At 40.9% G+C, this 25,970-nt stretch carries 23 protein-coding genes and 2 pseudogenes; 16 read left to right on the forward strand and 9 right to left on the reverse strand.

Going from position 1 to position 25,970, the window contains the following annotated elements; translation table 11 throughout:
* Positions 1-41: 41 nt before the first annotated feature.
* Positions 42-566, forward strand: a complete 525-nt coding sequence (locus FTV38_RS00635) for a peptidase C39 (RefSeq protein WP_180020726.1) — start codon at positions 42-44, stop codon at positions 564-566.
* 64 nt (positions 567-630) lie between these two features.
* Here FTV38_RS00635 and FTV38_RS00640 read toward each other — a convergent pair whose 3' ends face one another.
* From FTV38_RS00640 to radA, 6 genes and pseudogenes are all read right to left on the reverse strand, one after another.
* Complete coding sequence (locus FTV38_RS00640; protein WP_180020727.1) at positions 631-1,143, reverse strand: tetratricopeptide repeat protein; 513 nt, start codon at positions 1,141-1,143, stop codon at positions 631-633.
* Positions 1,144-1,245: 102 nt separating this feature from the next.
* Complete coding sequence (locus tag FTV38_RS00645) at positions 1,246-1,584, reverse strand: DUF3325 domain-containing protein (protein ID WP_180020729.1); 339 nt, start codon at positions 1,582-1,584, stop codon at positions 1,246-1,248.
* A pseudogene (locus tag FTV38_RS00650) lies at positions 1,581-3,331 on the reverse strand (PepSY-associated TM helix domain-containing protein). The gene FTV38_RS00645 and the pseudogene FTV38_RS00650 overlap by 4 nt, the downstream one beginning before the upstream one ends.
* Position 3,332: 1 nt before the next feature.
* Positions 3,333-3,680 carry a hypothetical protein gene (locus tag FTV38_RS00655; protein WP_180020731.1) on the reverse strand — a complete coding sequence of 116 codons (348 nt, stop codon included), beginning with the start codon at positions 3,678-3,680 and terminating at the stop codon, positions 3,333-3,335.
* Positions 3,681-3,882: 202 nt separating this feature from the next.
* Positions 3,883-4,884 (reverse strand): Tim44 domain-containing protein, encoded by a 1,002-nt coding sequence (locus FTV38_RS00660; protein WP_180020733.1) that lies wholly within the window; start codon positions 4,882-4,884, stop codon positions 3,883-3,885.
* Positions 4,885-5,007: 123 nt separating this feature from the next.
* Positions 5,008-6,396, reverse strand: coding sequence for a DNA repair protein RadA (radA, locus tag FTV38_RS00665; RefSeq protein WP_180003350.1), 1,389 nt, complete (start codon positions 6,394-6,396; stop codon positions 5,008-5,010).
* Positions 6,397-6,581: 185 nt separating this feature from the next.
* On the opposite strand from radA, the pseudogene FTV38_RS00670 reads away from it, so the two are divergent.
* Positions 6,582-6,881 (forward strand): annotated as a pseudogene (locus tag FTV38_RS00670) (hypothetical protein); the annotation flags it as partial.
* A gap of 9 nt (positions 6,882-6,890) precedes the next feature.
* Positions 6,891-7,106 (forward strand): hypothetical protein, encoded by a 216-nt coding sequence (locus FTV38_RS18010; protein WP_257228616.1) that lies wholly within the window; start codon positions 6,891-6,893, stop codon positions 7,104-7,106.
* A gap of 75 nt (positions 7,107-7,181) precedes the next feature.
* On the opposite strand, the gene FTV38_RS00675 is transcribed toward FTV38_RS18010, so the two are convergent.
* Positions 7,182-8,537, reverse strand: coding sequence for a sodium:alanine symporter family protein (locus FTV38_RS00675; protein WP_180020735.1), 1,356 nt, complete (start codon positions 8,535-8,537; stop codon positions 7,182-7,184).
* 332 nt (positions 8,538-8,869) lie between these two features.
* Here FTV38_RS00675 and FTV38_RS00680 point away from each other — a divergent pair, with 332 nt between their 5' ends.
* The 7 genes from FTV38_RS00680 (at position 8,870) to FTV38_RS00710 (ending at position 15,518) form a co-directional block, all read left to right on the forward strand.
* The gene (locus tag FTV38_RS00680) at positions 8,870-10,273 is read left to right on the forward strand and encodes an amino acid permease (RefSeq protein ID WP_078192075.1); all 1,404 of its coding nucleotides are present in this window, start codon (positions 8,870-8,872) and stop codon (positions 10,271-10,273) included.
* A gap of 341 nt (positions 10,274-10,614) precedes the next feature.
* Positions 10,615-10,824 (forward strand): lipoprotein, encoded by a 210-nt coding sequence (locus FTV38_RS00685; RefSeq protein ID WP_372491094.1) that lies wholly within the window; start codon positions 10,615-10,617, stop codon positions 10,822-10,824.
* A gap of 24 nt (positions 10,825-10,848) precedes the next feature.
* Positions 10,849-12,093 carry a diaminopimelate decarboxylase gene (gene lysA / locus FTV38_RS00690; RefSeq protein WP_180020737.1) on the forward strand — a complete coding sequence of 415 codons (1,245 nt, stop codon included), beginning with the start codon at positions 10,849-10,851 and terminating at the stop codon, positions 12,091-12,093.
* 13 nt (positions 12,094-12,106) lie between these two features.
* Entirely contained in the window at positions 12,107-12,952 is an 846-nt protein-coding gene (gene dapF, locus FTV38_RS00695) for a diaminopimelate epimerase (RefSeq protein WP_111883917.1), read from the forward strand.
* 84 nt (positions 12,953-13,036) lie between these two features.
* Entirely contained in the window at positions 13,037-13,870 is an 834-nt protein-coding gene (locus tag FTV38_RS00700; protein ID WP_180020739.1) for an enhanced serine sensitivity protein SseB C-terminal domain-containing protein, read from the forward strand.
* Between the two features lie 77 nt (positions 13,871-13,947).
* A complete protein-coding gene (locus FTV38_RS00705; protein WP_180020929.1) occupies positions 13,948-14,865 on the forward strand; it encodes a tyrosine recombinase XerC in 918 nt (305 codons plus the stop codon).
* A 281-nt stretch (positions 14,866-15,146) separates the two neighbouring features.
* On the forward strand, positions 15,147-15,518 hold the full coding sequence (locus tag FTV38_RS00710) for a hypothetical protein (protein ID WP_218948490.1): 372 nt from the start codon (positions 15,147-15,149) through the stop codon (positions 15,516-15,518).
* A 501-nt stretch (positions 15,519-16,019) separates the two neighbouring features.
* Here FTV38_RS00710 and FTV38_RS00715 read toward each other — a convergent pair.
* Positions 16,020-16,514, reverse strand: coding sequence for an Lrp/AsnC family transcriptional regulator (locus FTV38_RS00715; protein ID WP_078190405.1), 495 nt, complete (start codon positions 16,512-16,514; stop codon positions 16,020-16,022).
* A gap of 113 nt (positions 16,515-16,627) precedes the next feature.
* Between FTV38_RS00715 and FTV38_RS00720 the strand changes: the two genes are divergently transcribed.
* From FTV38_RS00720 to FTV38_RS00745, 6 genes are all read left to right on the forward strand, one after another.
* The gene (locus tag FTV38_RS00720) at positions 16,628-17,233 is read left to right on the forward strand and encodes a LysE family translocator (RefSeq protein ID WP_180020741.1); all 606 of its coding nucleotides are present in this window, start codon (positions 16,628-16,630) and stop codon (positions 17,231-17,233) included.
* A gap of 526 nt (positions 17,234-17,759) precedes the next feature.
* Positions 17,760-18,512, forward strand: a complete 753-nt coding sequence (locus FTV38_RS00725; RefSeq protein WP_078192067.1) for an electron transfer flavoprotein subunit beta/FixA family protein — start codon at positions 17,760-17,762, stop codon at positions 18,510-18,512.
* 18 nt (positions 18,513-18,530) lie between these two features.
* Complete coding sequence (locus FTV38_RS00730; RefSeq protein ID WP_111883923.1) at positions 18,531-19,463, forward strand: FAD-binding protein; 933 nt, start codon at positions 18,531-18,533, stop codon at positions 19,461-19,463.
* A 451-nt stretch (positions 19,464-19,914) separates the two neighbouring features.
* On the forward strand, positions 19,915-20,547 hold the full coding sequence (locus FTV38_RS00735) for a hypothetical protein (RefSeq protein WP_180020743.1): 633 nt from the start codon (positions 19,915-19,917) through the stop codon (positions 20,545-20,547).
* A 290-nt stretch (positions 20,548-20,837) separates the two neighbouring features.
* Positions 20,838-23,822: a DNA gyrase subunit A gene (gene gyrA / locus FTV38_RS00740; RefSeq protein ID WP_180020745.1), complete on the forward strand. Its 2,985-nt coding sequence runs from the start codon at positions 20,838-20,840 to the stop codon at positions 23,820-23,822.
* Between the two features lie 73 nt (positions 23,823-23,895).
* The gene (locus FTV38_RS00745) at positions 23,896-24,339 is read left to right on the forward strand and encodes a DUF3887 domain-containing protein (protein ID WP_180020747.1); all 444 of its coding nucleotides are present in this window, start codon (positions 23,896-23,898) and stop codon (positions 24,337-24,339) included.
* Positions 24,340-24,406: 67 nt separating this feature from the next.
* On the opposite strand, the gene gltP is transcribed toward FTV38_RS00745, so the two are convergent.
* Positions 24,407-25,702: a glutamate/aspartate:proton symporter GltP gene (gltP, locus tag FTV38_RS00750; protein WP_078190399.1), complete on the reverse strand. Its 1,296-nt coding sequence runs from the start codon at positions 25,700-25,702 to the stop codon at positions 24,407-24,409.
* Positions 25,703-25,970: the final 268 nt, after the last annotated feature.

A 25,970-nucleotide genomic window follows, 5' to 3' on the forward strand; every position in this document is an offset into this window, starting at 1 on the left:
TTTGTTTATCATCGTCCATAAGCAATTTTGAGTTTTGATATATGTCGATGGAAATACCTGATGAGTTGGCAAATTTAGAAGCCAATGGCGGCATTTATGCAGTGTGGATGTTGCTGCAGCACTTAGGTATAGATGCAGACATTCAGCAGCTCATCGAAGTTTGCGCTTATGAAGCTGGCCATGGCACAACAACCATTGGTTTGGCTGTAGGACTGAAAAAGTTTGGCTTTCTAGTAAAGTTTTACACAGAGCATGATCCTGAGCTGCAAGACAGTGAAAAACGCAGCTATGCAGAAGCGGATCAATTGGAACTGCCTATATTACCTGCAATTGGCTATGCACAAATCCAGCAGGCTTTTGAACAAAATCAGTTTGTGATTGTCTATTACGACACCCTAGAGGGCGTGGGGAATCATTCTTTGGTGTATGAAATTGACGAAGCAGAAATCAGTTTCTTTGACAGTTTTGCTGCCATGCCAGCAGACGTATTTGAACAGCAGCGTGGGGCAGAGGGCATTTGCAGACAAGTCATTACGGTGGATGTAAATGACTATGTGGCGAGCTGAGCCATTTTGTTAAAAGCAAAAAGCCCATCATGAGATGGGCTTTATTTTTTAGAAAAGAATTGGATTACTGCTCAGCCACATTGGCTTTTTCATTCCAAAAATCTGCTTTTTCTTCATCGGCGTCGATGCCTAAGCCATTGACATAAATAAAAGCCAAATCACGCATGGCTTGAACTTCGCCCAGTTTGGCAGATTGTTCAACAAGTTCAATGGATTTAGCGACATCTTTTTCCACCACATCGCCGCGACGGTAAAAATTGGCCAATTCTAAAATTGCAGCAGGATGGTCATGTTTTGCCGCTTGTTCTAACCAGCGGTGCGCATGTTCAAAATAGGTTTTAGATTCTTCAGGATCTTCTTCGAGCATATCTTTGGCATAGACTGCATAGCCTTCACCCAGCCAATACATGGCTTCTACATGACCTAACTGAGCTGCTTTGAGTGCCCATTCTTCAGCAAGTTCAACATGCTCATCATTTTCACTTTGCATATAAATTTCAGCCAGTTCAAATTGAGCATCTTTATTGCCTACCATAGCGCGGTTATATAAAGCAGGAGAGATTGAAAGTTCAGACATGTGTAATCCAAAAGAGCAGAATAGGCATAGCCTAATCTGTTGGCATGAAAAAAGCCAATCCGAAGATTGGCTTTCAATGTTTAGAGAATGTTGTCTAAAGAATTAAAATTTCAATAACACTGCTGACAATACAAATACGACAACCAATGCACCAATAATTTTCCAAAAAAATTCAGCGATATAACTAATACATAGCCCGACAAATAAAGCCGCAATAGTCAGCGCGCCAAACCAATAACTGATGTTATTGCTCGGCGTTCCAAGATAGAGGCAAATTATCAAGGCGATGATCAATAGCGCCCAGCCGATCAGCGTGGCTAACCGTGTTTGGCCCACACTTAACTCTTTGCTGTAAAACTGCTTTTGATGTTTAGACATGCTGCTTGCCAAGGCAAAAAAACCTAAGCTACTCAGTGCCCAAATCAGGAGAAAGAACATCATGCGTCAACCTCCTTCTTGCCACGCGTTTTTTTAACAGGCAGCCCTTTATGCTTTTTCACTTTGTAAAATGAATAGGCAAACAAGATAGCCAAGAGCCACATTGCAAGATCAAAGGATGCAATCATCCATTGACCATTTGCCATGGTATTCCAAAGCGGTTGACCACCAGTCATGAAGTTTACAATCGGCAGTAAGGCAAAAATTGCTGTGGCAAAAGCTAAAAGTTCTAGCCACGCTTGACGGTGCGTACGGAAAATCGCATAAACGAGCGTCAGTAGCCAAACAATAAAGAAACTACGAATTTCTAATTCCGAACGGTTTTCAAGCTGTGCGGGAATAAAACGGTTGGCATAGAAAAATGCTGCGCAGGCAATGGGTAAACCAATAATCGCTGCAATATTGGTCACTTCAACCGTGCGGTAGCCAAATGATTTAAAGCCTTGTTTTTGCTGTTGCGGCGCACGTTTTACACACCACAGAATGAGACCTGTAGCGACCATCAGGGTGCCACAATCCCTGAAATAAACAGCAGCCAACGTAGTGCTAAATCTACACCGCGTGCTTCATGTAGCGTAGTCATTACATTGTAAATACCCATCGGTACAGAAGGGTGCTTTAACTTGGCACTTTCGTCAGTTAAGTCTTTGCCTGTTACGCCATCAAATTGTTTGCTTGCATAGACATTACGATATGCGACACTTTCACCATGTAAGGCACGTAGCTCAATTTTAGCTTGGTCTGTATTCGGTGCAATGATGCTAACGGTGCTAATAGGATTAGTTTTCCATTCAGCCTGAACCGCAGTCACGATTGGCGCTAAGTTGGTCAACGGCGCAGCAACGTTAGGTTGCTCTTCACGTTTAGAGCGACGATCTCCTCGACCTTCACCACGGCTCTCAGCACGATTTTCGCCTTGGTTTTGTGCAGAATTGGCACGGGCTTGCTGTGGGCGTTCACCACGTTCATCGCGTCCTTGAGTGGATTCACGTCCTTCAGGTTTATTTTCCTGAACCAAGGCACGATTTTGTTCTTGTAAAAATTGTCCACGGTTTTCATAAATACGTTCAATCCCCCAAGGCATGATCGTAAATAACAGCAGCAACAGGCCACTAAAGGTGATCATGATGTGGAAGGGAAGCGCAAATACTGCGGTTGCATTATGTGCATCGAGCCAAGAACGTTGTCCTTTGCCTGAACGGAAGGTAAAGAAATCTTTAAAGATTTTTTTATGAGTAATCACACCACTAATGATGGCAACTAACATCAACAGTGTGGCTATCCCGATAAACCATCGCGTCCACATACGTGGCATGCCATATAGTTCAAAATGGAAACGATAGAGAAAATTACCACCACGTGTATCGCGCGGCTCAAGCACTTCACCTGTAGCACTATCAATGTAGATTTGTTTACCACCACGGCGTGCGCGAGGGTCTTCACCTTGTTCACGAACGGTAATTAATGTGGCATTTTGACGCGTATTCGGCAGCAAAATATTCCAAGCACCTGCATTCGGATGATTTTGCTGTAAATAATTCAGTGCGACTTCAGTTTGTTGGACTTGTGAACTGGCTGGAACAGATTGATGCAGCTCAGGAGTCATCCAGACATTGATTTCATTTTTAAAGAAGCTCAGGGTTCCGGTCAGGAAAATAGCATACAGCAACCAACCTAAGATTAGGCTAGCCCATGTATGCAGCCAAGACATGGACTGGCGCGGTCCCTCTACTTTTGCATCAACACGCATTTTAGCTTCCCATCATCATGTAAATGGCATACAAACACACCGCAGGGATCACAATGCCTAAAGTTGCTTTGAGGGTTTTATTCACCATAAAGACCCAAATAAATGCACAGCTCCACAGGATAAACGCAATTAAAGTTGCACTCATGGCTGCAGTTCCACGGTCTTCGCTAAACACATCTGCGATTACGATGGCAGATAGCATCGCGACAACATATCCGCCCACTAAAGCGAGGGCAAAGCGATAGAAAATCATCAAGCGATAGGTCAATAGAGAGGGGGTGTCTTTACGCGTTTTAGGCAGCGCAGATGTGAGGGGGGGCACGAGTGCCTCAGGTGGTGAGCTATTCATAAAATACTTAAGCGCTTGGAAATTGTATTAAAGTTAATCTAAATGATAACAATTATTATTAATAATTAGAATAATGTATTCACAAAATTATTGATTTTTCAGCATGCTGAGTTGAAGTTGAATTAAAAAAGAGGGAAATAAAGGCAAAAAAATAGCGACCGAAGTCGCTATTTTAGAATGCAAGAATGCTTAAATGTCTACATTATTGCTCTTGTTGAATGCCTGCAACTAACCAGTCTTGATCAGAACCCGCAGGTTTAACAAAATGCCATACTTCAGCAAATGGCTGTGGCAGGCTATTTAAGTCTTCACTAACAGTACCTGTAAAACGCACACTTACAACGTATTGACCATTTTCGTTCGCAGAATCGACCACCATAGCATTTAAGTTTGAAAACTCAGCAACGTCTTCATCTTTATTCGCCATAATGTCGTTATACATAGACTGGTATAGGTCAGGCGTTAAGTAACGCTGAATTTCAGAAATGTTGCTTGCCGTATTCATCGATTGAATGTGGTTAAAACGCTGACGTGCAACACGTAAAAATGTTGCTGGTTCTGTACCATCAGGCAATTGATTGCCGCTGTTGGTATAGGCAGCACCAAAAGGCGCGTTCGTTGCAGCAGCTGCACCAAATGGAGCATTTGAAGCTGCTGAATTACCGCCTACAGAATTACCAAAAATATTCGTATTGTCATTGCCTGCACGAGGTGCAGCATTTTGTTGGCCAAACGGTGCATTGTTTGCACCGCTGTTTGGCGCATACGGATTGTTAGTGGCTAGTTTTTTTTTTGCGCCCATCTTACGGAAAATGAAGAAGGCAACAGCAGCGGCAAGTAAAATCCAGATCCAGCCTGGAATACCACCTTTCTCTTCCTGTTGTTGAGCTTGCGCTTCAGAAGCTGCTTGACCGTTATTGTCATCGGCCATCGCATTTGCAGCGACTGCACCAATTGCAGCACCAGCCACACCAGCTGCAACCATTCCGCCCACATTCGAGCCAGATTTAGCTGGAGCGCCAGCAGTTGCAGGCTGTTGAACAGGAGCAGATTGACGAGGTTGCTGATAAGACTGAGTTGGAGCAGCTTGACGGCTCATACCATGGCTTTTACCACCACCGGCACGTTTCGCTTCTGCAATCGGCGCTACCAAAAGGGCTGCTGTTAAAAGAGCAGTCATCAAACCACGCTGTCGAACTTCCATCAAATTTTCCTATATCTATATAAAGTTAAAATAGCCATCTAGTTATGCCGCCATTTGTACTGAATTTCAATAGAACATCGGTAAAAAATTGAAAATTCATTCAAAATAAACTAATCAGCGTTACTAAGACTCATCGGTCAGCGTAATTGCCTGACTCAACGCCTCATGTAAACGTGCCACAGAAATAATCTCTACACCTGAAATGGGTTTTTGCGGTGCATTCCCACGCGGTAAAATAATGGTTTTAAAACCATGCTTAATGGCTTCTTTGAGTCGTTCTTGTCCATTGGGTACAGGGCGGATTTCGCCTGAAAGGCCGACTTCACCAAATACTGCCAAATGCTGTGGCAGGGCTTTAGCTCTTAAGCTAGAGGCGCAGGCTAAAAGTACCGCAAGGTCAGAACCTGTTTCTGTGATTTTTAAACCACCCACGACATTGACATAGACATCTTGTCCTGCAGTTTGTACGCCACCATGACGGTGCATAACGGCTAAAAGCATGTTTAAACGGTTTTGTTCTAAACCTAAGGCCACGCGTCGAGGTTGTCCGTGCGCATCATCCACCAAAGCCTGAACTTCAACCAAAAGTGGACGTGTACCTTCACGGCTAATCATGACGATAGAGCCCGGAATGGCTTCATCATAACGACTCAGGAAAATAGCGGATGGGTTTGATACCTCGCGCAGACCTTTATCGGTCATGCCAAATACACCAAGCTCGTTGACTGCACCAAAACGGTTTTTCACCGCACGAATCATACGGAAGCGAGAGTCAGATTGACCTTCAAAATACAAAACACAATCGACCATGTGCTCAAGCACACGAGGGCCTGCCAAAGAGCCTTCTTTTGTTACGTGACCGACAATAAACAATGCTGTGCCACTATTTTTGGCAAAGCGGGTCAGGAGTGCAGCCGATTCACGAATTTGGGAAACACCGCCCGGCGCAGACTGGAGTGTTTCGGTGTATAGGGTTTGGATCGAATCTAAAATGGCCACGGCAGGGCGTTCATGTGCCAATACTTCGCAAATACGCTCGACACAGGTTTCTGCCATGACTTTAAGTTGATCGGTCGGCAAATCTAGGCGCTGGGCACGTAGCGCCACCTGAGACAAAGATTCCTCACCTGTGACATATAAGGCAGAACTTTTACTCGCCGCCATATAGGTTGCGGTTTGTAGCAAAATAGTGGATTTACCAATGCCGGGGTCACCACCAATCAGCACAACTGAACCTGTGACCAGTCCACCACCGAGTACACGGTCAAATTCACCAATACCTGTTGCCATTCGGGTTTCATGCGAAACAGAAACTTGATTTAAGGTGGTCACAGCAGCGGCTTGACCTGCATAGCCACCGCCCATTTTAGGCTGTGCACGGTGTGTAACGGCGGGTGCAATATTGACTTCGACTAATGAATTCCATTCACCACATTCGGTACATTGACCGGCCCATTTGGGATGATCAGCACCACATTGTTCACATCGATAGACACTTTTTGCTTTCGCCATAATATTTACTGTGCACAAACTCAAATTGAGTCACAGCATAGCGGTGAATACATCGAAAAACCAAGTTTTTATCGCATGAAATGACTGTTGAAGGTCAATTGATGTTGTTTTATTTTCAATAGCTGCACTTTTATATAGTAAGCACTTTATAATAGCGCATTATATTTTTTGAAATGGGTCACCACATGACTGAACTATTACGACATATCGATGCCATTGCACGTGAAAAAAATCGTGATGTGTTATTTGTGCATTTTGAAGAATATGATCATCAACATCCTGAGAAAAATACGGTACGTAATGACGTTATGCACTGGTTTGACCTGCAAAATCTCGAGTATTTCCCTTGTATGGGGCTAGAAGGTGAGTCTTTGATCGATAGCTATACAGGTGATTTATACCTTGACGTACCTTTTGATGAAAGCAGCCCTGCATATAAAACTCTCAGTGAATATCTTGAAGATGAACAAGGGAACATGAAAATTTAGGGGGTATTGTTCTTTTCTTTATCCTTGGAAATTGCCTTAGAAATCGAAGCGGATCTGATGGAAGCCAGTGCTGTAGATTCTGAATATGCTGAAAATGAGTTTGGTGACCAATTTGGCGAAGGCTTTATTGAAGATGCTGAGTCAGATCAAAAGGATGAATCCAATGAAAGCAACACGAAAAACGACAAATTTGATGATGGTCAAATCGGTACGATTCAATAAGTAAATATCGATTATCAGTCCGAATAAAAAAGCCACGTGAATTCACGTGGCTTTTTGTTTAGTAGCGTGAAAGGATTAGTACAGTTCACCTGATTTACGACGTGCAATAAAGTCCTCCGATTCTTTGGCAATAACACCAGAAAGTAACAACAGCGCAATTAAGTTTGGTACAGCCATCAAACCGTTAAAGGTATCGGCAAATAACCACACAAGATCAAGAGTCGCCACACAGCCTACAAAGACTGAAGCGATGTAAATCAAACGGTAAATCAAGACAAACTTTTCACCAAGTAAGTAAGTACAGCATTTTTCACCATAGTAACTCCAACCTAAAATGGTTGAGTATGCAAAGAAAATAATCCCGAAGGTGACGATCAAGCCGCCAAAACCCGGTAATAATTTATCAAATACGCTGATAGTTAAAACTGCACCAGTTTGGTCGCCAAAACTGTTGCCTGCCATAATAAAGCCCATGACCAAAACAATCCCGGTGATAGAACACACGATAATCGTATCGATAAATGTACCTGTCATTGAAACTAAACCTTGACGTGCAGGGTGATCCGTTTTCGCAGCAGCCGCGGCAATAGGTGCAGAACCCATACCTGCTTCGTTAGAGAAAACACCACGGGCAACACCATAACGAATAGCCGCACCAATCGCACCACCTGCCGCAGCTTCGCCAGTAAATGCATAGGTAAAGATTAATTTGAGAGAAGGAATGACCAATTCAAGATTATTTAAAATGATGATTAGTCCACCCAATACATAACCGACAGCCATAATAGGTACGATATAAGAGGATGCTTTAGAGATGGATTTAATTCCGCCGAGAATTACTAAAGCAGACAGAATAGTAATAACAATACCTGTAATCCACGTTTCAAGTCCGAGACTATTTTCAACAGCGAGGGCAACCGTATTGGACTGTACTGAACTGCCAATGCCGAAAGAGGCTAAAGTACCAAAGAGGGCAAAAATGACAGCGAGCCATTTCCACTTCAGTCCACGTTCAATGTAGTACATTGGACCGCCGCTCATTTCGCCATTTTCATTTTTTACGCGATATTTGACTGCGAGTACGCCTTCACCATATTTGGTTGCCATACCAAAGAGGGCTGTCATCCACATCCAAAATACTGCACCGGGGCCACCAAGGACGCAGGCTGTTGCAACGCCTGCGATATTACCTGTACCGATGGTTGCAGATAAAGCAGTCATAAGTGAGGCAAAATGTGAAATATCGCCTTCATGTGATTTGGCATGTTCATGCCTTCCAAACACTTGTTTAAATGCTAAAGGCAACATGCGAAATTGCCAGAAAAGCAGTCGGAAGGTGAGGAATACACCTGTTCCAACAATGAGGACCAACATGTATGGGCCCCAGACCCATCCACTGAGTGTTTCCATGATATTTTGAATTTCTTGCATAGTATCTTCTTCTTATCGGCCCTGAGTGAGTGAATGCTACATTTTTGATATCTGTAGCAATTGATATGCCATTGTTAGAAACTTCCATGATTTTTGGCATAAATTTTTATCGTTGGTAAAATATTTTTTGCATAAAATTTAAGTTATTACAAGTAAATTGTTGTTTTATTGGTCGCTTTAAAATGTGAATTGGCGCTAAGATTTTTATATATAAGAAAAATAAATTAACTTTGTCACTTAATCCGAAAATATAGATGATGAAAAATAATTTTGTATTTTCTGAAATTTTTACGTTAATTTGTCGCAATTGGAACGCGAAGTTGAATTAAATAATGTCAAATGAAATTCATGGATCGCACGCTGATAGCGGCGATTTGAAACGAAGCTTGTCCAACCGACACCTGCAATTGATTGCGATTGGTGGTGCTATTGGTACAGGTTTATTTATGGGGTCAGGAAAGACCATCAGTTTAGCTGGTCCGTCCATCCTTATTATCTATATGATTATTGGTTTTATGGTTTTCCTCGTCATGCGTGCATTAGGCGAGTTATTACTATCAAATCTTGAATATAAATCTTTTATCGATTTTGCAACCGACTTAATCGGCCCGTGGGCAGGTTATTTTGTGGGTTGGACCTATTGGCTGTGCTGGATCACTATAGGGATTGCTGATTTATCGGCCATCATTTATTACCTGCAATTCTTTAATGGAGGTAACCCGTTCTCGCCCGAAGAAGGGGTGATGATCAGTGTTGCCGCCATTGTTTTTATCATGGGTTTAAACCTTGTTACGGTTAAACTTTTTGGTGAATTAGAGTTTTGGTTTGCACTGATTAAGATTATTGCAATCGTGGTGCTCATTGGTGTCGGTCTTTGGATGATCTTTACCGGTTTTACCTCATCGACAGGTGAAATCGCATCATTCACACATTTATGGTCACATGGTGGTCTATTCCCAACAGGAGTAACTGGCTTCTTGGCAGGTTTCCAAATCGCCATTTTTGCCTTTGTCGGCGTAGAACTCGTGGGTACTACGGCAGCAGAAACCAAAGATCCAGAACACAACTTGCCTAAAGCTGTGAACTCGATTCCGATTCGTATCATTATTTTCTATGTGCTGGCACTTGTGATTGTGATGTCTGTTACGCCATGGAATGCCATTGACCCAAGCATTTCACCATTCGTGAACTTGTTTAGCCAAGCCGGTATTGCTGCTGCTGCGATTATTATGAACTTGGTTGTGTTGTCATCAGTTATGTCATCGATGAATAGTGGTGTGTTCTCGACTTCACGTATGTTGTTTGGTTTATCTCGTGAAGAGCAAGGTCCAAAAGCGTTTGGCCGTCTAAACTCACGTGCAGTTCCGGCAAATGCGTTGTATTTCTCGGCAGTTTGTTTACTGTTGGGTGCGGCATTACAGTATTTCGTACCGAACACGGTTGAAGCCTTCACTTTAGCAACTACACTGTCGACGATTTTATTTATCTGCGTATGGCTCATGATTATCTGGAGTTATATCGTTTACTATAAAACTCGTCCTGAGTTGCATGCGAAGTCAACCTTTAAATTACCAGGTGGCTTATATACTTGCTGGCTTGTGATTATCTTCTTCATCGGCATGATTTATGTCTTGTCGCTAGAAGCAGATACCATGAAAGCGCTCATGGTTAGCCCAATTTGGTTCATCATTTTGATTATTGGTTATTTTGGTTTTTATAAGAAAAAGCACCATTAATTTACATTTTTGAACTGACGTAAAACATAAAAAGCTGCTCCTGAGGGGCAGCTTTTTATTTGGACATGGATGTATTTTGCGTTAAAACAAACTGTTTATTAGCGCTACCATTTGTATAAAACAGCATTCAAATTGATAAGCTATTTCAGTGAAATCAATAGCCTGATCGAGCTAGAAATAAAGACAAATAAGGATTGAAAACAGCACCATCAAATTTTGCTTAAATTTAGTGCAGAATGGCAAAAAGCTCACTTGGAATTACAGGGCTTTTCTTTTATCCGCGGGTTGATCACGTTATACTCGGAAAAATCTTTTCATTAGGTACGTTTATGTATCGTTTTATGAATTATAAAATTATTGTATTAGCAAGTGCTGTGCTGCTGACCGCTTGTGGTCAGTCTGGTGCATTGCATTTACCTTCAGATGCAAATGCAGATAAGCGTGCAAAATATCTGATTTATCCAGATACGCCTGCACAGCAAAAGCAGGAAAAACAAGCGGCTCCTGTTGCAACTGAATCGGAATCTTCAAATTCTAACCCTACACCTTAATGCTTTTATAGAAAGGATACTTTCATGAGTTTCACCCGTACGAATGGGGTATTGCATGCAGAGCAATGTTCTTTACAACAGCTTGCACAGCAATATGGCACACCGCTTTATGTTTATTCAAAAGCTACTTTTGAAAAGCATTATTCAGATATGGATCGTGCATTTAGCTTTATCGACCATCAAATTTGTTTTGCGGTAAAGTCAAACTCTAATCTTGCGGTGTTAAACGTACTTGCCAAGCAGGGCGCTGGTTTTGATATCGTGACGGGTGGTGAACTCGCACGTGTGTTAAAAGCCGGTGGTGAAGCTTCTAAAATTGTATTCTCTGGTTTGGGTAAAACTGAAGCCGATATCCAAAAAGCGTTGGACGTGGGTATTGCATGTTTTAACGTTGAATCACATGCAGAGCTAGATCGAATCCAAAAAGTTGCTGCGGCAATGGGTAAGAAAGCACCGATTTCATTGCGTGTAAATCCAGATGTGGATGCTAAAACGCATCCTTATATCTCTACGGGTTTAAAAGAAAATAAATTCGGTATTCCTTCAGACAGCGTTTTTGACACCTATGCCTATGCGGCGACATTGCCAAATCTTGAGATTATCGGGATTGATTGTCATATCGGTTCACAGTTGACTGAAACTCAGCCTTTTGTTGATGCACTTGATCGTGTCATTGTGATGATCAATCAATTGAAAGAGATGGGGATTCAGCTAAAACACATCGATATCGGTGGTGGTTTAGGCGTGACTTACAAAGACGAAGTTCCACCAACTGTTGAAGAATATGCTCAGGCAATGCGTCCGGCTTTAGAAAAATTAGGCCTTAAGGTGTATATGGAACCGGGGCGTAGTATTTCTGCAAATGCAGGTGTGTTGTTAACCAAAGTTGATTTACTCAAACCGACCAATCATCGTAATTTTGCGATTATTGATGCTGCAATGAATGACTTAATCCGTCCCGCTTTATATGAAGCATGGATGGATATTCAGGAAGTAACACCTCGTACAGATACAGAAAAGAAAGACTGGGATGTTGTTGGTGCGATTTGCGAAACCGGTGATTTCCTCGGTAAGCAACGTCAGTTGGCGATTCAAGAAAATGACGTGCTTGCAGTATTGGGTGCGGGTGCTTATGGTTTTGTCATGAGCTCAAACTACAACAGCCGCGGACGTGCTGCTGAAGTAATGGTTGACGGTGATCAGTCTCATTTGATTCGTGAGCGTGAAACCATCGAATCATTATGGGAACGTGAACGTTTATTGCCTTAAGGAGAAATTCGAGATGTTATTAGAATTTACCAAAATGCATGGCCTTGGCAATGACTTTATGGTGGTCGATCTGATTAGCCAACGGGCTTATTTAGATACAGTGACGATTCAGCGTTTGGCCGACCGTCATTTTGGTATTGGTTTTGATCAGCTTTTGATTGTAGAACCACCTGATTTACCCAATGTCGATTTTAAATATCGTATTTTTAATGCAGATGGTTCGGAAGTTGAACAATGCGGAAATGGCGTACGTTGTTTTGCGCGCTTTGTGCATGAACGTAAGTTGACCAGCAAAACCAAAATCAAAGTACAAACCAAGTCAGGTATCGTAGAGCCTGAATTAGGTGCAAATGGTTGGGTGCGCGTCAATATGGGTTATCCACGCTTTTTGCCGCATGAAATTCCATTTATTGCGGAAGAGCCTGAAAACTTATACGACATTGCATTGGCGAATAATGAACAACTCACCATTGATGTGGTGAGTATGGGTAATCCGCATGCAGTGACGATCGTTCCTGATGTTATTACCGCAGACGTTGCTAAAATTGGTCCACAAGTCGAATCGCATGAGCGTTTTCCACAGCGAGTAAATGCTGGCTTTATGCAAATTGTGGATGAGAAACATGCACGCTTACGTGTATTTGAACGTGGTGTCGGTGAAACGATGGCCTGTGGTACAGGTGCTTGTGCAGCGGCAGTATCAGGTATGCGTCGTGGCTTATTAGCCAATTCGGTCGAAATAGAGTTGGCAGGTGGTAAGCTACAGATTGAGTGGCAAGAAGGTGGTGTGGTCTGGATGACCGGACCAACCGCAACAGTTTACGAAGGACGCTTAGACTTAAGTTACTTCCAAGGTTAAACTCCAAGCCCTGATTCATTCAGGGCTTTTTTCACAAAATAAAAAGTGAATAAAAATTTATAATTCAATGGGATTGGAGTCAACATGGAACAAATAAACGAAGAAATAAAAGAAGAAATCTTAGAGCAACTTTTTCATAAAGCCTTACATGAACCCGCGTATCGCCCAGAATTTTTAGCTCAGTTATTGGCAGCCAAAGTGTATTGTGTGGGAACAACAGGGGGACATGATTCACGTATTGCCGAAGATTTGATCTTGGATGAAGGTGACAGTGTTCAATTGAAATCATGGGAAGATGAAACATATGATTGCGTCATTCCATTTTTTACGTCCTTGGAAAAAATGCGGTTAGCAATATCTGAAGAAGAGGCGTATATCCGGCTACCGACCAAAGCATTATTTGAAATGACCATGGGGGCAAGGCTTGTATTGAATCCACAATCACCTGATGCAACGAAGGACTTTGTACCAGAAGAAATACAACATTTGCTGAACGGGCAGTATATTCAGCCCTCAGAAAACTATGAAGTTACGGAAGATACGGAAGTTTTAATTGGTCAGCCAGCGGAATATCCGCAGTTTATGATTGATCAATTAAGTATTTTTTTCGGCACAGAGCGCGTGGTAAAAGCTGCTTATTTGGCGCAAATGCTGAATAAGGCTCGAGATGATTCACCAACTTTACTCATCGGACTAGATTTAGAAGCAGGATTATCTGAACAACAAATTCAAGATTTACACAGTAAAATTGGTCGTATCACACAGGACAGTTTAAAAGAGCAATGCCCAGTGGATTTAATCCATGTCAATACGCACAGTGTGGATGGTGTAGAAGGGTATTTGCTTAATGAAACGCAAGCTTTTTACCAACGTGTTGATGGTAAGCCTAAGGGGTTCTTTGCTAGACTCTTTTCATAAAACAGATATGTAAGATCGCTTTAGAGAACGTACCGCAACGCTAAAGCAAATGTTGAAATAGGAGAAGACAGGTGACGATGGATCAGAGTCAACTACTGGTCATGTGGTTGAAGGAACGTGAAATTCAAAATCAGTCTAAGCATACCTTGCAAGCGTATGAGCGCGATGTCAGCGATTTTCTCCAATTTTGTACAATACGCAACTTGCCACTGCATGATGTCGAAAAGTCAGATCTGCGTGAATTTGTTGCTCATAAAGTGGAACAGTTTCAGCTCAGTCCAAGTAGTTTGCAGCGCATGTTATCTTCAATACGCCAATTTATGAAATGGGCAGAACAAGGGGATTATCTCAATTTTAATCCTGCAGATGATTTTCAGCTCAAACGCCAATCACGTCCTTTACCAGGATTGGTCGATATTGAAACCATTAAACAAATCATGGAACAGCCTGAGCCAGAAAGTGAAACTCAACGGCAGCTTTGGATACGTGATAAAGCGATTTTGGAGTTGCTATATTCAAGTGGTTTACGTTTGGCAGAAGTGCAGGGCTTAACCATTCGAGATATTGATTTTAATCGCCAACTGTTACGTATTACGGGTAAAGGCAATAAAACACGCATTGTACCTTTTGGTTCTAAAGCAAAAGAGGCTGTGATGCATTGGTTGCAATTATATCCTGCATGGCATGGTGATTTTGTCCCAGAAGCCCAAGTTTTTATCACCCAAAAAGGTAATCCACTCGGGGTAAGGCAAATTGAAAATCGAGTTAAATTTCAAGCTCAACGTGCAGGTGTAAATGTCGATTTACATCCACACTTATTGCGTCATTGCTTCGCTAGCCATATGTTGTCCAATAGTGGTGACTTGCGTGCTGTACAAGAAATGTTGGGGCATAGTAATTTAACCACTACACAAATTTATACCCATGTGGATTTTGATCGATTGGCACAAGTTTATGATCAAGCCCATCCACGGGCGCAGCATAAAGATTCGTAACAATTGCAAATACGACTTTGGCTCGTGGTGGTCTAAATATTGCTTAAATTTATAGGCTAGATTTCACATTTTGCATCCTAAAGTGGTCTGCTTCATGAAAGTTAAATAAGGATGTGAAAAAATATTGGTAAAATTGACCGACATTTTGAACTATTGTCGCATTATAAAAATTCAAATTATCGGGTATAAAAATTGTCCATTATTGAATTGACGTAAGTGCTGAAGTGAAATTCGCCATTTACTAAATTGCTGTACCGTTAAAAAAATATATAGGCCATACCATGATTTCAGATATTCAAGAAAAATATGACCAGTTAAATGGTCAGCAAAAAGAAATTTTTGTAGGATACGGCTTACGCCAAATCAAACACTTTGTTGAAATCAGTTTACCTGAAGTAGAAGCTGTATTGCCTGAAGGTGCGCAGCTACAAGGGATTAATGCCGATGGAAAAGTTCAGGCGTTTAATGCGGCGACGGGCCAATACTTTATTTGGATTTCGGATAAACAATGGCAGCTTACCAATAAAGCAACTGCTAAATTTGACAGTAAAGAAGATGCCCTCACCATTTGGCGTATTTTTGATTTGGCAAAGTATGAACTTATTGACCTAAGCCACATCCATCGTGACTTTTTGGAAAATCAGCCAGCCTAAACCATTGGTCAAATAAACAACTCATGGGCTATCTTCATTGGTTTTGGATGTTTAGCCCTTATATCACCCGCACCATGACATGTTGTGATGTTTATGAGCAGAGCGTTAAAGTGTCTACCTCGTTTGGTTTTAAGCTTTCAAATAAACATTTGAGATAAGCTAGTGGACGTCTTTGCAAAACTTATGATGCTAAACAAAATCTCTAAATGTAAACCCATTTTGCTGTTCAGTAATCAATTCGCTCAGTTTTGATAGCGAGAGCCTGTAAATCCAATCAGTCGTATTCTTGTTTAAGAAATTAAGCTCAAAGGCTCCTTAGATTGTGTTCGTTCATTTGCCGCAAATCATTATTTTTCTTTGCTTAAAATATAATGAAATACCGCAAACTAGGTATTTGCATTCGAGGCTGTGAAGGTAACTCCGTCACTACATTGCCAAGCTTGTAGTATCAGCCTCGTCATTTCAGATGCTTGAGTTGTTCCTTGGCAGAGCAATTTCTGTTTATAAATCTTCTAACGGTAACTGGAAGCTTTGTTTGATGATTTGGCTTGGTAAATCAGTCTTTACACTGGTGATGCCATTTTTCTTGGTTAAGTGAGTAGACTGAAATTTGCGGTAACTTTCTAGGTCAGGCACCACTACTTTGAGCATTGCATCGCACTCACCCAAAATAATGTAGCACTCCATGACTTGAGGAAGTTCTTTCATCGCTTCGATAAAAGTATCGATGGTTTCAGCATCTTGCCCAGTCAACCAAATACGAGAGAATAAAATCAATTGAAAGCCAATCTTTTGTGGATCGACCACGGTGGTGTAATTCTGAATCACACCTGCTTCTTCGAGTAATTTGACCCGACGTAAACAAGAAGAAGGCGAGAGTCCAATTTCCTTGGCTAAGTCATTATTTTGCATACGACCATTATTTTGAAGTGCGCGAATGATATTTTTATCAATACGATCTAGTTTAACTAGAATTGACTTAGAAGATGTCTTCATAAAATAGAATATAATTCTAAAAATAATATCTATTATAGAATATTTGATATCCTATTTTAAAGCGATTCAAACACACTAATTTTACTTTCAGGACATAGAAAGGGAAAATTGAAATGTCTGTATTTGCTTTATTTGCCTTAACGGTAATTCCCCTTATTTTCACACCAGGACCCGATATGCTTTTTATCCTGTCACAAGTGATGGGTAAGGATGCAAAAGCAGGCATGATGGCAACAGTGGGGGTGTGCTCAGGTTATTTGGTTCACTCGATTTTAGTGGCATTGGGTATTGCTGCGATTATCGTGTCATTTCCACTACTCTTTGAAACAATCCGCTGGTTGGGGATTGCTTATCTTTTATATTTGGCAACGCATTTACTGCGTTCAGTATTTAGCAGTAAAAAATTAAGTATTGAGAAAAAGTCAGCGTCCAACCCGATTAAAAAAGGCTTTTTTACGGCTTTACTGAACCCGAAAGGAATGTTGATATATTTTGCAATTTTGCCGCAATTTATCGATAAATCAGCGCGTACCGTGAGTCAAGGTTTGATTTTGTCCTTCATTTTTATTGGGCTAATTTTTGTAGTGTATTGTAGTTTGAGTGTGGTCTTTGCACGTATTACACAAAAAACTGAAATTGATGAACGCAAACAAAAGTGGATCGATGGTACATCAGGCGGTTTATTGGCTCTTGCTGCGACATGGTTAATTGCCAATTAAAAACAGCAAATGTAAATAGAAATAATTGCCTTAACTAAAACCTTCGTGAAGGCGGAGGTTTTTTTATATGTGGTGAATATCGACACATATTAAGAATAAGAAAGAGAGAAAAACCCACTAATTAGCTTCGGAAAAGTGAAATTAGCGCTAAATTCATTATGCTTCTATCTTAAATGACAAGTTTAGATATGTTGCCGAATGTGTAGAGGGAAAGCTCTATTTCAGAAAGATTGATCGAAAATTGATATTAAATCAGATCTTTTGATGAGCTAAATCAAGTAAAAAATAATAAAAATCAATGCTTAAAAAATAACTGAATAATGCGTTTTTTTGGATAACTGAACCATTCTTTAAAAAATGTGAACGATAAGTTCAAGGAAATTACGCTTTTTTACAGGTCTTTCGATAATTGTGACTTGACCGAAATGCCGTACACATTGCAAGATAGGGCACCTAAAAAATTTAAAGTGAAGAGTTAATATAACTTTTCTCAACATTTACATTTGCTAAAACAGCCGAGGATTACATGAAGGCTCTTGTTGCTGTAAAACGTGTGGTTGATGCCAACGTTAAAGTTCGCGTTAAGCCGGACAACAGTGGTGTTGACTTAACGAACGTTAAAATGTCAATTAACCCGTTCTGTGAAATCGCAGTGGAAGAAGCGGTTCGTTTAAAAGAAAAAGGAACTGTTTCAGAAATCGTTGTTGTTTCTATTGGTCCTAAAGAAGCTCAAGAACAAATCCGTTCTTCTATGGCGCTTGGTGCAGACCGCGGTATCCTTGTTGAAGCTGACGACAGCCAGTTAGGTGCACTTGAAGTTGCAAAAATCCTAAAAGGTGTTGTAGACGCTGAACAACCTCAATTGATCCTTCTTGGTAAACAAGCAATTGATGACGACTCTAACCAAGTTGGTCAGATGCTTGGCGCGCTTTTAGGTGCTGGCCAAGGTACTTTCGCTTCAGAAGTTAAAGTTGAAGGCGACAAAGTACAAGTGACTCGTGAAATCGACGGTGGTTTACAAACTGTTGAACTTGCACTTCCTGCAATTATCACCACTGACTTGCGTTTGAATGAGCCACGTTATGCTGCTCTTCCAAACATTATGAAAGCGCGTAAAAAGCCGCTTGATACTAAGTCACCTGCTGATTATGGCGTTTCACCTGCAACTAAGCTTAAAACTGTTAAAGTTGAAGCTCCTGCAGAACGTAAAGCGGGCGTACAAGTGAAGTCTGTAGACGAGCTTGTAGATAAATTGAAAAACGAAGCGAAAGTGATCTAATACAGAAGGATAAAAATCATGAGTATTTTAGTTATCGCTGAGCACGACAACAAAGCACTAAATGGTGCAACTCTTAACGTTGTTGCTGCAGCGCAAAAAATCGGTGGTGATATCACTGTATTAGTAGCTGGTTCAGGCGCTCAAGCAGTTGCAGACCAAGCAGCTAAAGTTGCGGGTGTAAGCAAAGTATTACTTGCTGACGACGCTGCTTATGCTAATCAATTGGCTGAAAACGTTGCTAAATTAGTTGCTTCTATCGGTGCGGGTTACACTCACATCCTTGCTGCTTCTACGACAACGGGCAAAAACGTACTTCCACGTGCTGCTGCGCTACTTGACGTAAGCATGATCACTGACATCATTGCTGTTGAAGGTCCTAAAACTTTCAAACGTCCAATCTATGCAGGCAACGCGATTGCAACTGTAGAGTCTGGAGAGTCTGTTGTAGTTGCGACTGTTCGTGGTACTGCATTTGATGCTGTTGCAAGCGAAGGCGGCTCTGCTGCAGTTGAAGCTGTTGCATCTACTGGTGATGCTGGTATTTCTAAGTTCGTTTCTGAAGAAATCGTGAAATCTGAACGTCCAGAATTAACAGCTGCGCGTATAGTTGTTTCAGGCGGTCGTGGTGTTGGTTCAGGTGAAAACTATCACACTGTTCTTGATCCATTAGCGGACAAGCTTGGTGCTGCGCAAGGCGCATCTCGTGCAGCTGTTGATGCTGGTTTCGTACCAAACGATATGCAAGTGGGTCAAACAGGTAAAATCGTTGCTCCTGACTTGTACATCGCTGTAGGTATCTCTGGTGCGATTCAGCACTTGGCAGGTATGAAAGAATCTAAAGTGATCGTTGCGATCAACAAAGACGAAGAAGCGCCAATTAACTCAGTAGCTGACTACTGGTTAGTGGGTGATTTGAACACTGTAGTTCCAGAATTAGTATCTAAAATCTAATTTCTGAACGCAGTTCAAAACGCTCCTAAGCTTATGGTTTAGGGGCGTTTTTATTGTTTGAAGAATTAGTAGGTCTTCTTGGTTATGTTTAATCGATTAATTATACGTAAATGTACATATATAAATTGCAGTTAGATGTTTCATGCTTATGAGGGTAGGGATTCTTAGTTTAGTAGTTTAACATTCATGTGATGTTTCTTATTATTGGTATTAGACACTACTGTAGCGTAAGCTAAACGTATGTTGAAACTTAAATGGTAAGTAAGCAGGCGCAATCGCTTGGTAATAGGATGGAGATTAATAAATTATAAAAAATACAAAGATTTAAAATAAAATAATAAAAATTTATCCTTCAAGTTTGAATCTTAAACTTAAAGCAAGCTTAAAGAATTGTATATTTTGTATTAACATTGCTTTTTTATTGAACTTGCCCTTTAGGCGGAGTCTCCCTTTGAAATTTGATTTTCAGTTACCAATCAGTGTATTGGTGCTGATGATCTGTTGTTTACTTTTTCCTGTTTTACAAAGTATCTCTTTTCCTTTATTTGATGGAATGACTGTTACAGCAGTTGAATCGGTCCAAGCATTGTTATTGCTGTTTTTTGCGATTTTTACTTTTTTCTATATTCGACCACTTGAAATGCAAGATGGAAAGAAACAATTTTGGTTGTGGGCTGTTGCATGGTGGTTGTTGCTATTTGGTCGTAGTATTAGTTGGGGGCGTGACTATTTTCCTGATGTGCCTAAACCGTATTTTCGTTTAATTTCGGTATTCATGATTGCACCAGTCGTCTTTATGCTATTTTCGCCTTATTTGCGTCAAGAAATTGTACATAAACTAAAAACCTTGGCTTTGCCAATTTGGCCATTCGGCTTGGTGATATTGGGCTTATTTATTTCTGATGCAGTTGAGCATAGTCGAAGTCTTAGTTTTTTATTTTTGTACGATTTGGCTTATAAAGATTTCATCGAAGAAGTTTATGAATTTCCGCTTATTTTTGGTTTGTTTCTAACAGCATACCCATGGTTGCAGCATGATCATGTGCCTCAGGAATTAGAGGTCATGCAATATCATAAAGAGTGATTTTTATCACATTTATGGGTCTAAATTTGAAGCTTCGAAAAGAAATATTTTGAACATTAAACAACCTCTATTCGTAGAGGTTTTTTTCACAGCAAATAAAATCAAAATGCTTAAAATAAATACAAAAAATCATGGTTCTAGTGCAAGATGATTGGCACAAAAATCAGGGTTTTTATGCTATACTGTCCGACTTGATTTTTGATATTGGTTCAGTATTTTTTGAACTAATTTTTACAGATTTACGATATATAAATGCGGGCAGAATTCTGCTTGTATAACAAGGAGTATGCATGAGCGTATCGGAAATTAGACCGATTGCCATTGAGGATGAACTGAAGAGCTCATATCTCGATTATGCAATGAGCGTGATTGTGTCACGTGCGTTGCCAGATGTCCGAGATGGTCTCAAACCTGTTCACCGTCGTGTGCTTTTTGCAATGCACGAATTGGGCAATGACTACAACAAAGCTTACAAAAAGTCTGCCCGTGTAGTCGGTGACGTCATCGGTAAATATCACCCACATGGTGACTTAGCTGTATACGAAACCATTGTTCGTATGGCTCAAGATTTCAGTTTACGCTATCAATTGGTTGATGGTCAGGGTAACTTCGGTTCTGTCGATGGTGACAGTGCAGCAGCAATGCGTTATACCGAAGTTCGTATGCGTAAATTAACCCACGAACTTTTAGCGGATCTTGAGAAAGATACCGTAGAGTGGGAAGACAACTACGACGGTTCTGAACGTATTCCACAAGTCATGCCAACACGTGTGCCTAACTTGTTGATTAACGGTGTAGCTGGTATTGCTGTAGGTATGGCAACGAACATGGCTCCGCATAATATGACAGAAGTCATTAATGCATGTCTTGCTTATGCCAACGATCCGCACATCAGCATTGAAGGGTTAATGGAACACATTTCTGGTCCAGACTTCCCTACAGGCGGTATCATTTACGGTAAATCAGGCATTGTCGATGCGTACCGTACAGGTAAAGGCCGTTTGCATATCCGTGGTAAATATCACATTGAAGAAGACCAAAAATCGGGCCGCAGCACGATTGTCTTCACTGAAATTCCTTATCAAGTTAACAAAGCAAAAACCATTGAGCGTATTGCTGAGTTGGTCAAAGAGAAAAAACTTGAAGGTATTTCTGAACTTCGTGATGAATCAGATAAAGAAGGGATGCGTATTGCAATTGACTTAAAGCGTGGTGAAAACGCTGAAGTGATTGTAAATAACCTATTCCAAAATACCCAATTAGAAAATTCATTCAGCATTAACATGGTCTGCCTCGATAATGGTCAGCCTAAATTAATGAACTTGAAAGATATTATTGCAGCGTTTATCCGTCATCGTCAGGAAGTGGTTACACGCCGTACCATGTTCGAACTGCGTAAAGCACGTGAACGTGGACATATCTTAGAAGGTTTGACGGTTGCACTCGCAAATATCGATGCGATCATTGAAACCATCAAAACATCTGCAAACCCTAGCGAAGCACGTGAACGTTTACAAGCGGGCGAGTGGGCAGGCGGTGGTGTTGTTGCATTGCTTGAAAAAGCAGGCGCGGTATCTGTCCGTCCAGATGAAATTGAAGGCGAAGATCCAGCACGCCCATTTGGTTTAACAGGTGCTATTTATCGTCTGTCTCCAACCCAAGTGGGTGCGATCTTAGAACTTCGTTTACATCGCTTAACCGGTCTAGAACAAGACAAGTTACAAGCTGAATATACAGAAATTCTTGGTCAAATTGCTGAATACACGGCAATTTTGAACGATTTCAACTTATTGATGAACGTAATTAAAGAAGAATTGGCTTTAATCCTTCAACAATATGGCGATGCACGTCGTACCGATATCGTGGAATCACGTATCGACTTCTCTCGTGAAGATTTAATCCCTGAAGAGCAAATGGTACTGACTGTTTCTAAATCAGGCTATGCAAAAACTCAACCATTGTCAGACTATGCTGCACAGCGTCGTGGCGGACGTGGTAAGTCTGCAACTTCAATGAAAGAAGACGATTACATCCAGCATTTGATCGTGACTTCAAACCACGCAACAGTACTTTGCTTTACCAATGTGGGTAAAGTTTATCGTTTGAAAGTGTATGAAGTACCTCAAGCATCTCGTGGGGCAAAAGGTCGTCCGATGGTGAACTTATTGCCATTAGATGAAAACGAAACCATCACCGCTATTTTACCTGTGGTTGATGCGCCGAAGAAATTTAAAGAACGCTTGGCTGACTTTAAAGCATTTGTAAAAGCCAATAGTGCACAGCTACAAACCAATGAAGTGATTAACAGTCATTTTGCAGGCTTAGAAGCTGCACTTGCTGAGACTGAAGACGGTGCAGATGATTTATCTGACGCACTTCGTATTCAGTTGAAACAATTGGGTCTAGAGTTATCTACCACTGATCTTGATGATGAAATCATCAATGACTTTGCACAGCAAGCAGAAGCCGTTCGTAAAAACTTCTACGTATTTATGGCAACAGAATACGGTACGATTAAACGTGTTGAGTTAGAACAATTCTCGAATGTTCGTTCTAACGGTCTACGTGCGATTGAACTCAATGGTGATGACACCTTAATTGGTGTTGCTATTACTGATGGCGAACAACAAATCATGTTGTTCTCAAACGAAGGTAAAGCCATTCGTTTTGCAGAAACTGACGTGCGTTCAATGGGCCGTTCTGCCAAAGGTGTCCGTGGTATGCGCGTGACCATTGGTGCGGCAGCTCAAGCTGAAGACGCTGAGGATGCGGATGTCGAGTCGGATGATGACGATACCTCTGATTCAGCTCTCATTAGCCGTATAGTGTCATTGGTGGTTGTTCCGGAAACCGGTGAAGTACTTTGTGCTTCAGCTAATGGTTATGGTAAACGTACACCAGTAGATGACTTCCCAACCAAGAAACGTGGCGGTAAAGGTGTTATTGCAATCAAAACATCTGAACGTAACGGTGAACTTGTTGGTGCGGTAGCGATTGATGCGTCTAAAGAGCTGATGTTAATTTCAGATGGTGGTACGCTGGTTCGTACACGTGCATCTGAAGTGGCACAAACAGGTCGTAATGCTCAAGGTGTTCGTTTGATCCGTTTAGGTGAAAGCGAAATCTTAGTCGGTGTTGTGGCGATCGAAGCAGTTGAAGAAGACGAAACTTTTGAAGAAGTGGAAGCAATCGAAACTGAGCAGCTTGTCGATGACTCAACGATTATTGATCAAAATGACAATGAATCAGGTCTCAATGAGCCTGAAGAAGACTAATTGAAGATTGAGAAAAGAGGGCGCTACGGCGTCCTTTTTTATAGACAGATAATTTTAGATTGATGAGTACAATATGAAATTAAAATATTTTGCAATGGCTTCACTTATTGGGCTGGGCGGCTGTGACCAAATAGGTCAAAAAGCCTTAAATGCAATACCAGACCCAAGTGCTGAACAGACTGAAGTTGCCCAAGCTGCCTATGATCAATTACGTGAAGGCAATTTTGAAAAGCTGTACACCTACTTTGAACCAGAACTCAAAGCGAAGTTTGAACAGAATGAAAAAGAGCTGCGTAAATTTGCACAAGGTATTCCGAAACAAGATTACTCACGCAAAAATATAGTGGCTAAGCACATTGAAAAATCGACTGAAAAGCCGTCTTTATATACGGTCACTTATGAGTACGGTTATACCAATAAAAACCTTGTACAGTACGATGTAAGTTTTGATAAGCCGACAGGAAGTAACAAAATTCGAGATTTTAATATTTCAGTGTTTGGTGAAAAAAATAAATAAAGTTTGGTAAAAAATAAAACAAAGCTGTAAAAAAGGACGCCGAAGCGTCCTTTTTTATAACATAAAATTAAGCGGCATCTTTTAGATTAGCGGCATAATTTTTTTGTTTTTCAGTATCAAATTGGCCTTCCCATTTACTGATCACCAGTACCGCAAGCGCGTTACCAATCACATTCAGTACAGTACGTGCCATATCTAAAATACGGTCAATACCTGCAATGAATGCCAGACCTTCGAGAGGAATACCGACACTGCCGAGAGTCGCCAGCAAGACCACGAAAGAAACGCCAGGTACACCTGCAATCCCTTTAGAGGTAATCATCAAGGTCAGTACTAGAATCACTTGTTGGGTGATTGTCAGATCAATCCCGTAAAGCTGAGCAATAAAGATAGCCGCAATACTTTGATATAGGGTCGAACCATCGAGGTTAAATGAATAGCCAATTGGAATTACGAAACTGGTAATCGGTTTCGGAGCACCATAAGCTTCCATCTTTTCCATAATACGGGGGAGGACAGTTTCAGAACTTGCAGTTGAATACGCGAGAATCAATTCATCTTTTAAGATCTTGATAATGGCCCAAACACTGAAGCCACAGAATTTAGCAACTGCACCTAATACAATGAAAATAAAGAAGAAGATTGCACCATAAACTAAAACTGCGAGTTTAAGCAGTGGCACAAGTGAGCTGAAGCCGAAATTCGCAACAGTTGCAGCAATCAAGCCGAATACACCAATAGGTGCAAACATCATGATCATGTGCGTAACTTTAAACATCGTTTCAGAAACAGCGGTCAACACTTTAATTAAAGGTTGTTTTACTTCCTGATCAAGCGCACCTAAACCTACACCAAACATCACAGAGAAAAAGATGATTGGGAGCATTTGACCACTAGTCAAAGCTGCAAAAAAGTTAGATGGAATAAGTGAAAGTATTGTTTGAATCAAACCATGAGAATGTTCACTGACTTCATGTGTTGTTTCTTGATACTTTGAAATATCGACTTGCGTCAATGCAGACATATCAATGCCGGCACCAGGTTGGAATACGTTGGCTGCAACTAAACCGACTAAAATAGCAACGGTAGTAATGATTTCAAAATAAATAATTGTTTTGAAACCTAGTTTACCTAAGTTACTACCGTGACTTGTATTGGCAATACCTAAAATAAGCATCGACACAACAAGCGGAATAACGATCATCTTAATAAGATTAATAAAAATTGAGCCCAAAGGAGTCAAAAAGTTATTAACTAAAGCATCACGATATTCAGGAGAATAGTGTAGGAAAGCACCAACAAGTATACCTAGAATGAGAGCAATCACGATTTGCCAGGCAAGGCTCACCTTAATCTTTTTCATACATCAGCTCTTATGTCAGATTTGGGAGAAAAAAGCCCACAGTCATCCACGAACAAATGTTGCAGACAGACTGAATCCGCCATGACAAAAAGTTCTGAATAATTTGGGAGATAAATACGATAATATTTTGCAGTTTATATGAGAATACAGCCAACGATTTTGATCAAAACCAAACTGTTTGATCGATAAATTATCATTTTTAGTCGTATAAACGATTTTATTGTTAAATTTAATTTATAAAACGAATAAAATTGAGTTATTAATAAAC

This window comes from Acinetobacter sp. YH16044, from assembly GCF_013417145.1.
GTDB lineage: Bacteria > Pseudomonadota > Gammaproteobacteria > Pseudomonadales > Moraxellaceae > Acinetobacter > Acinetobacter amyesii.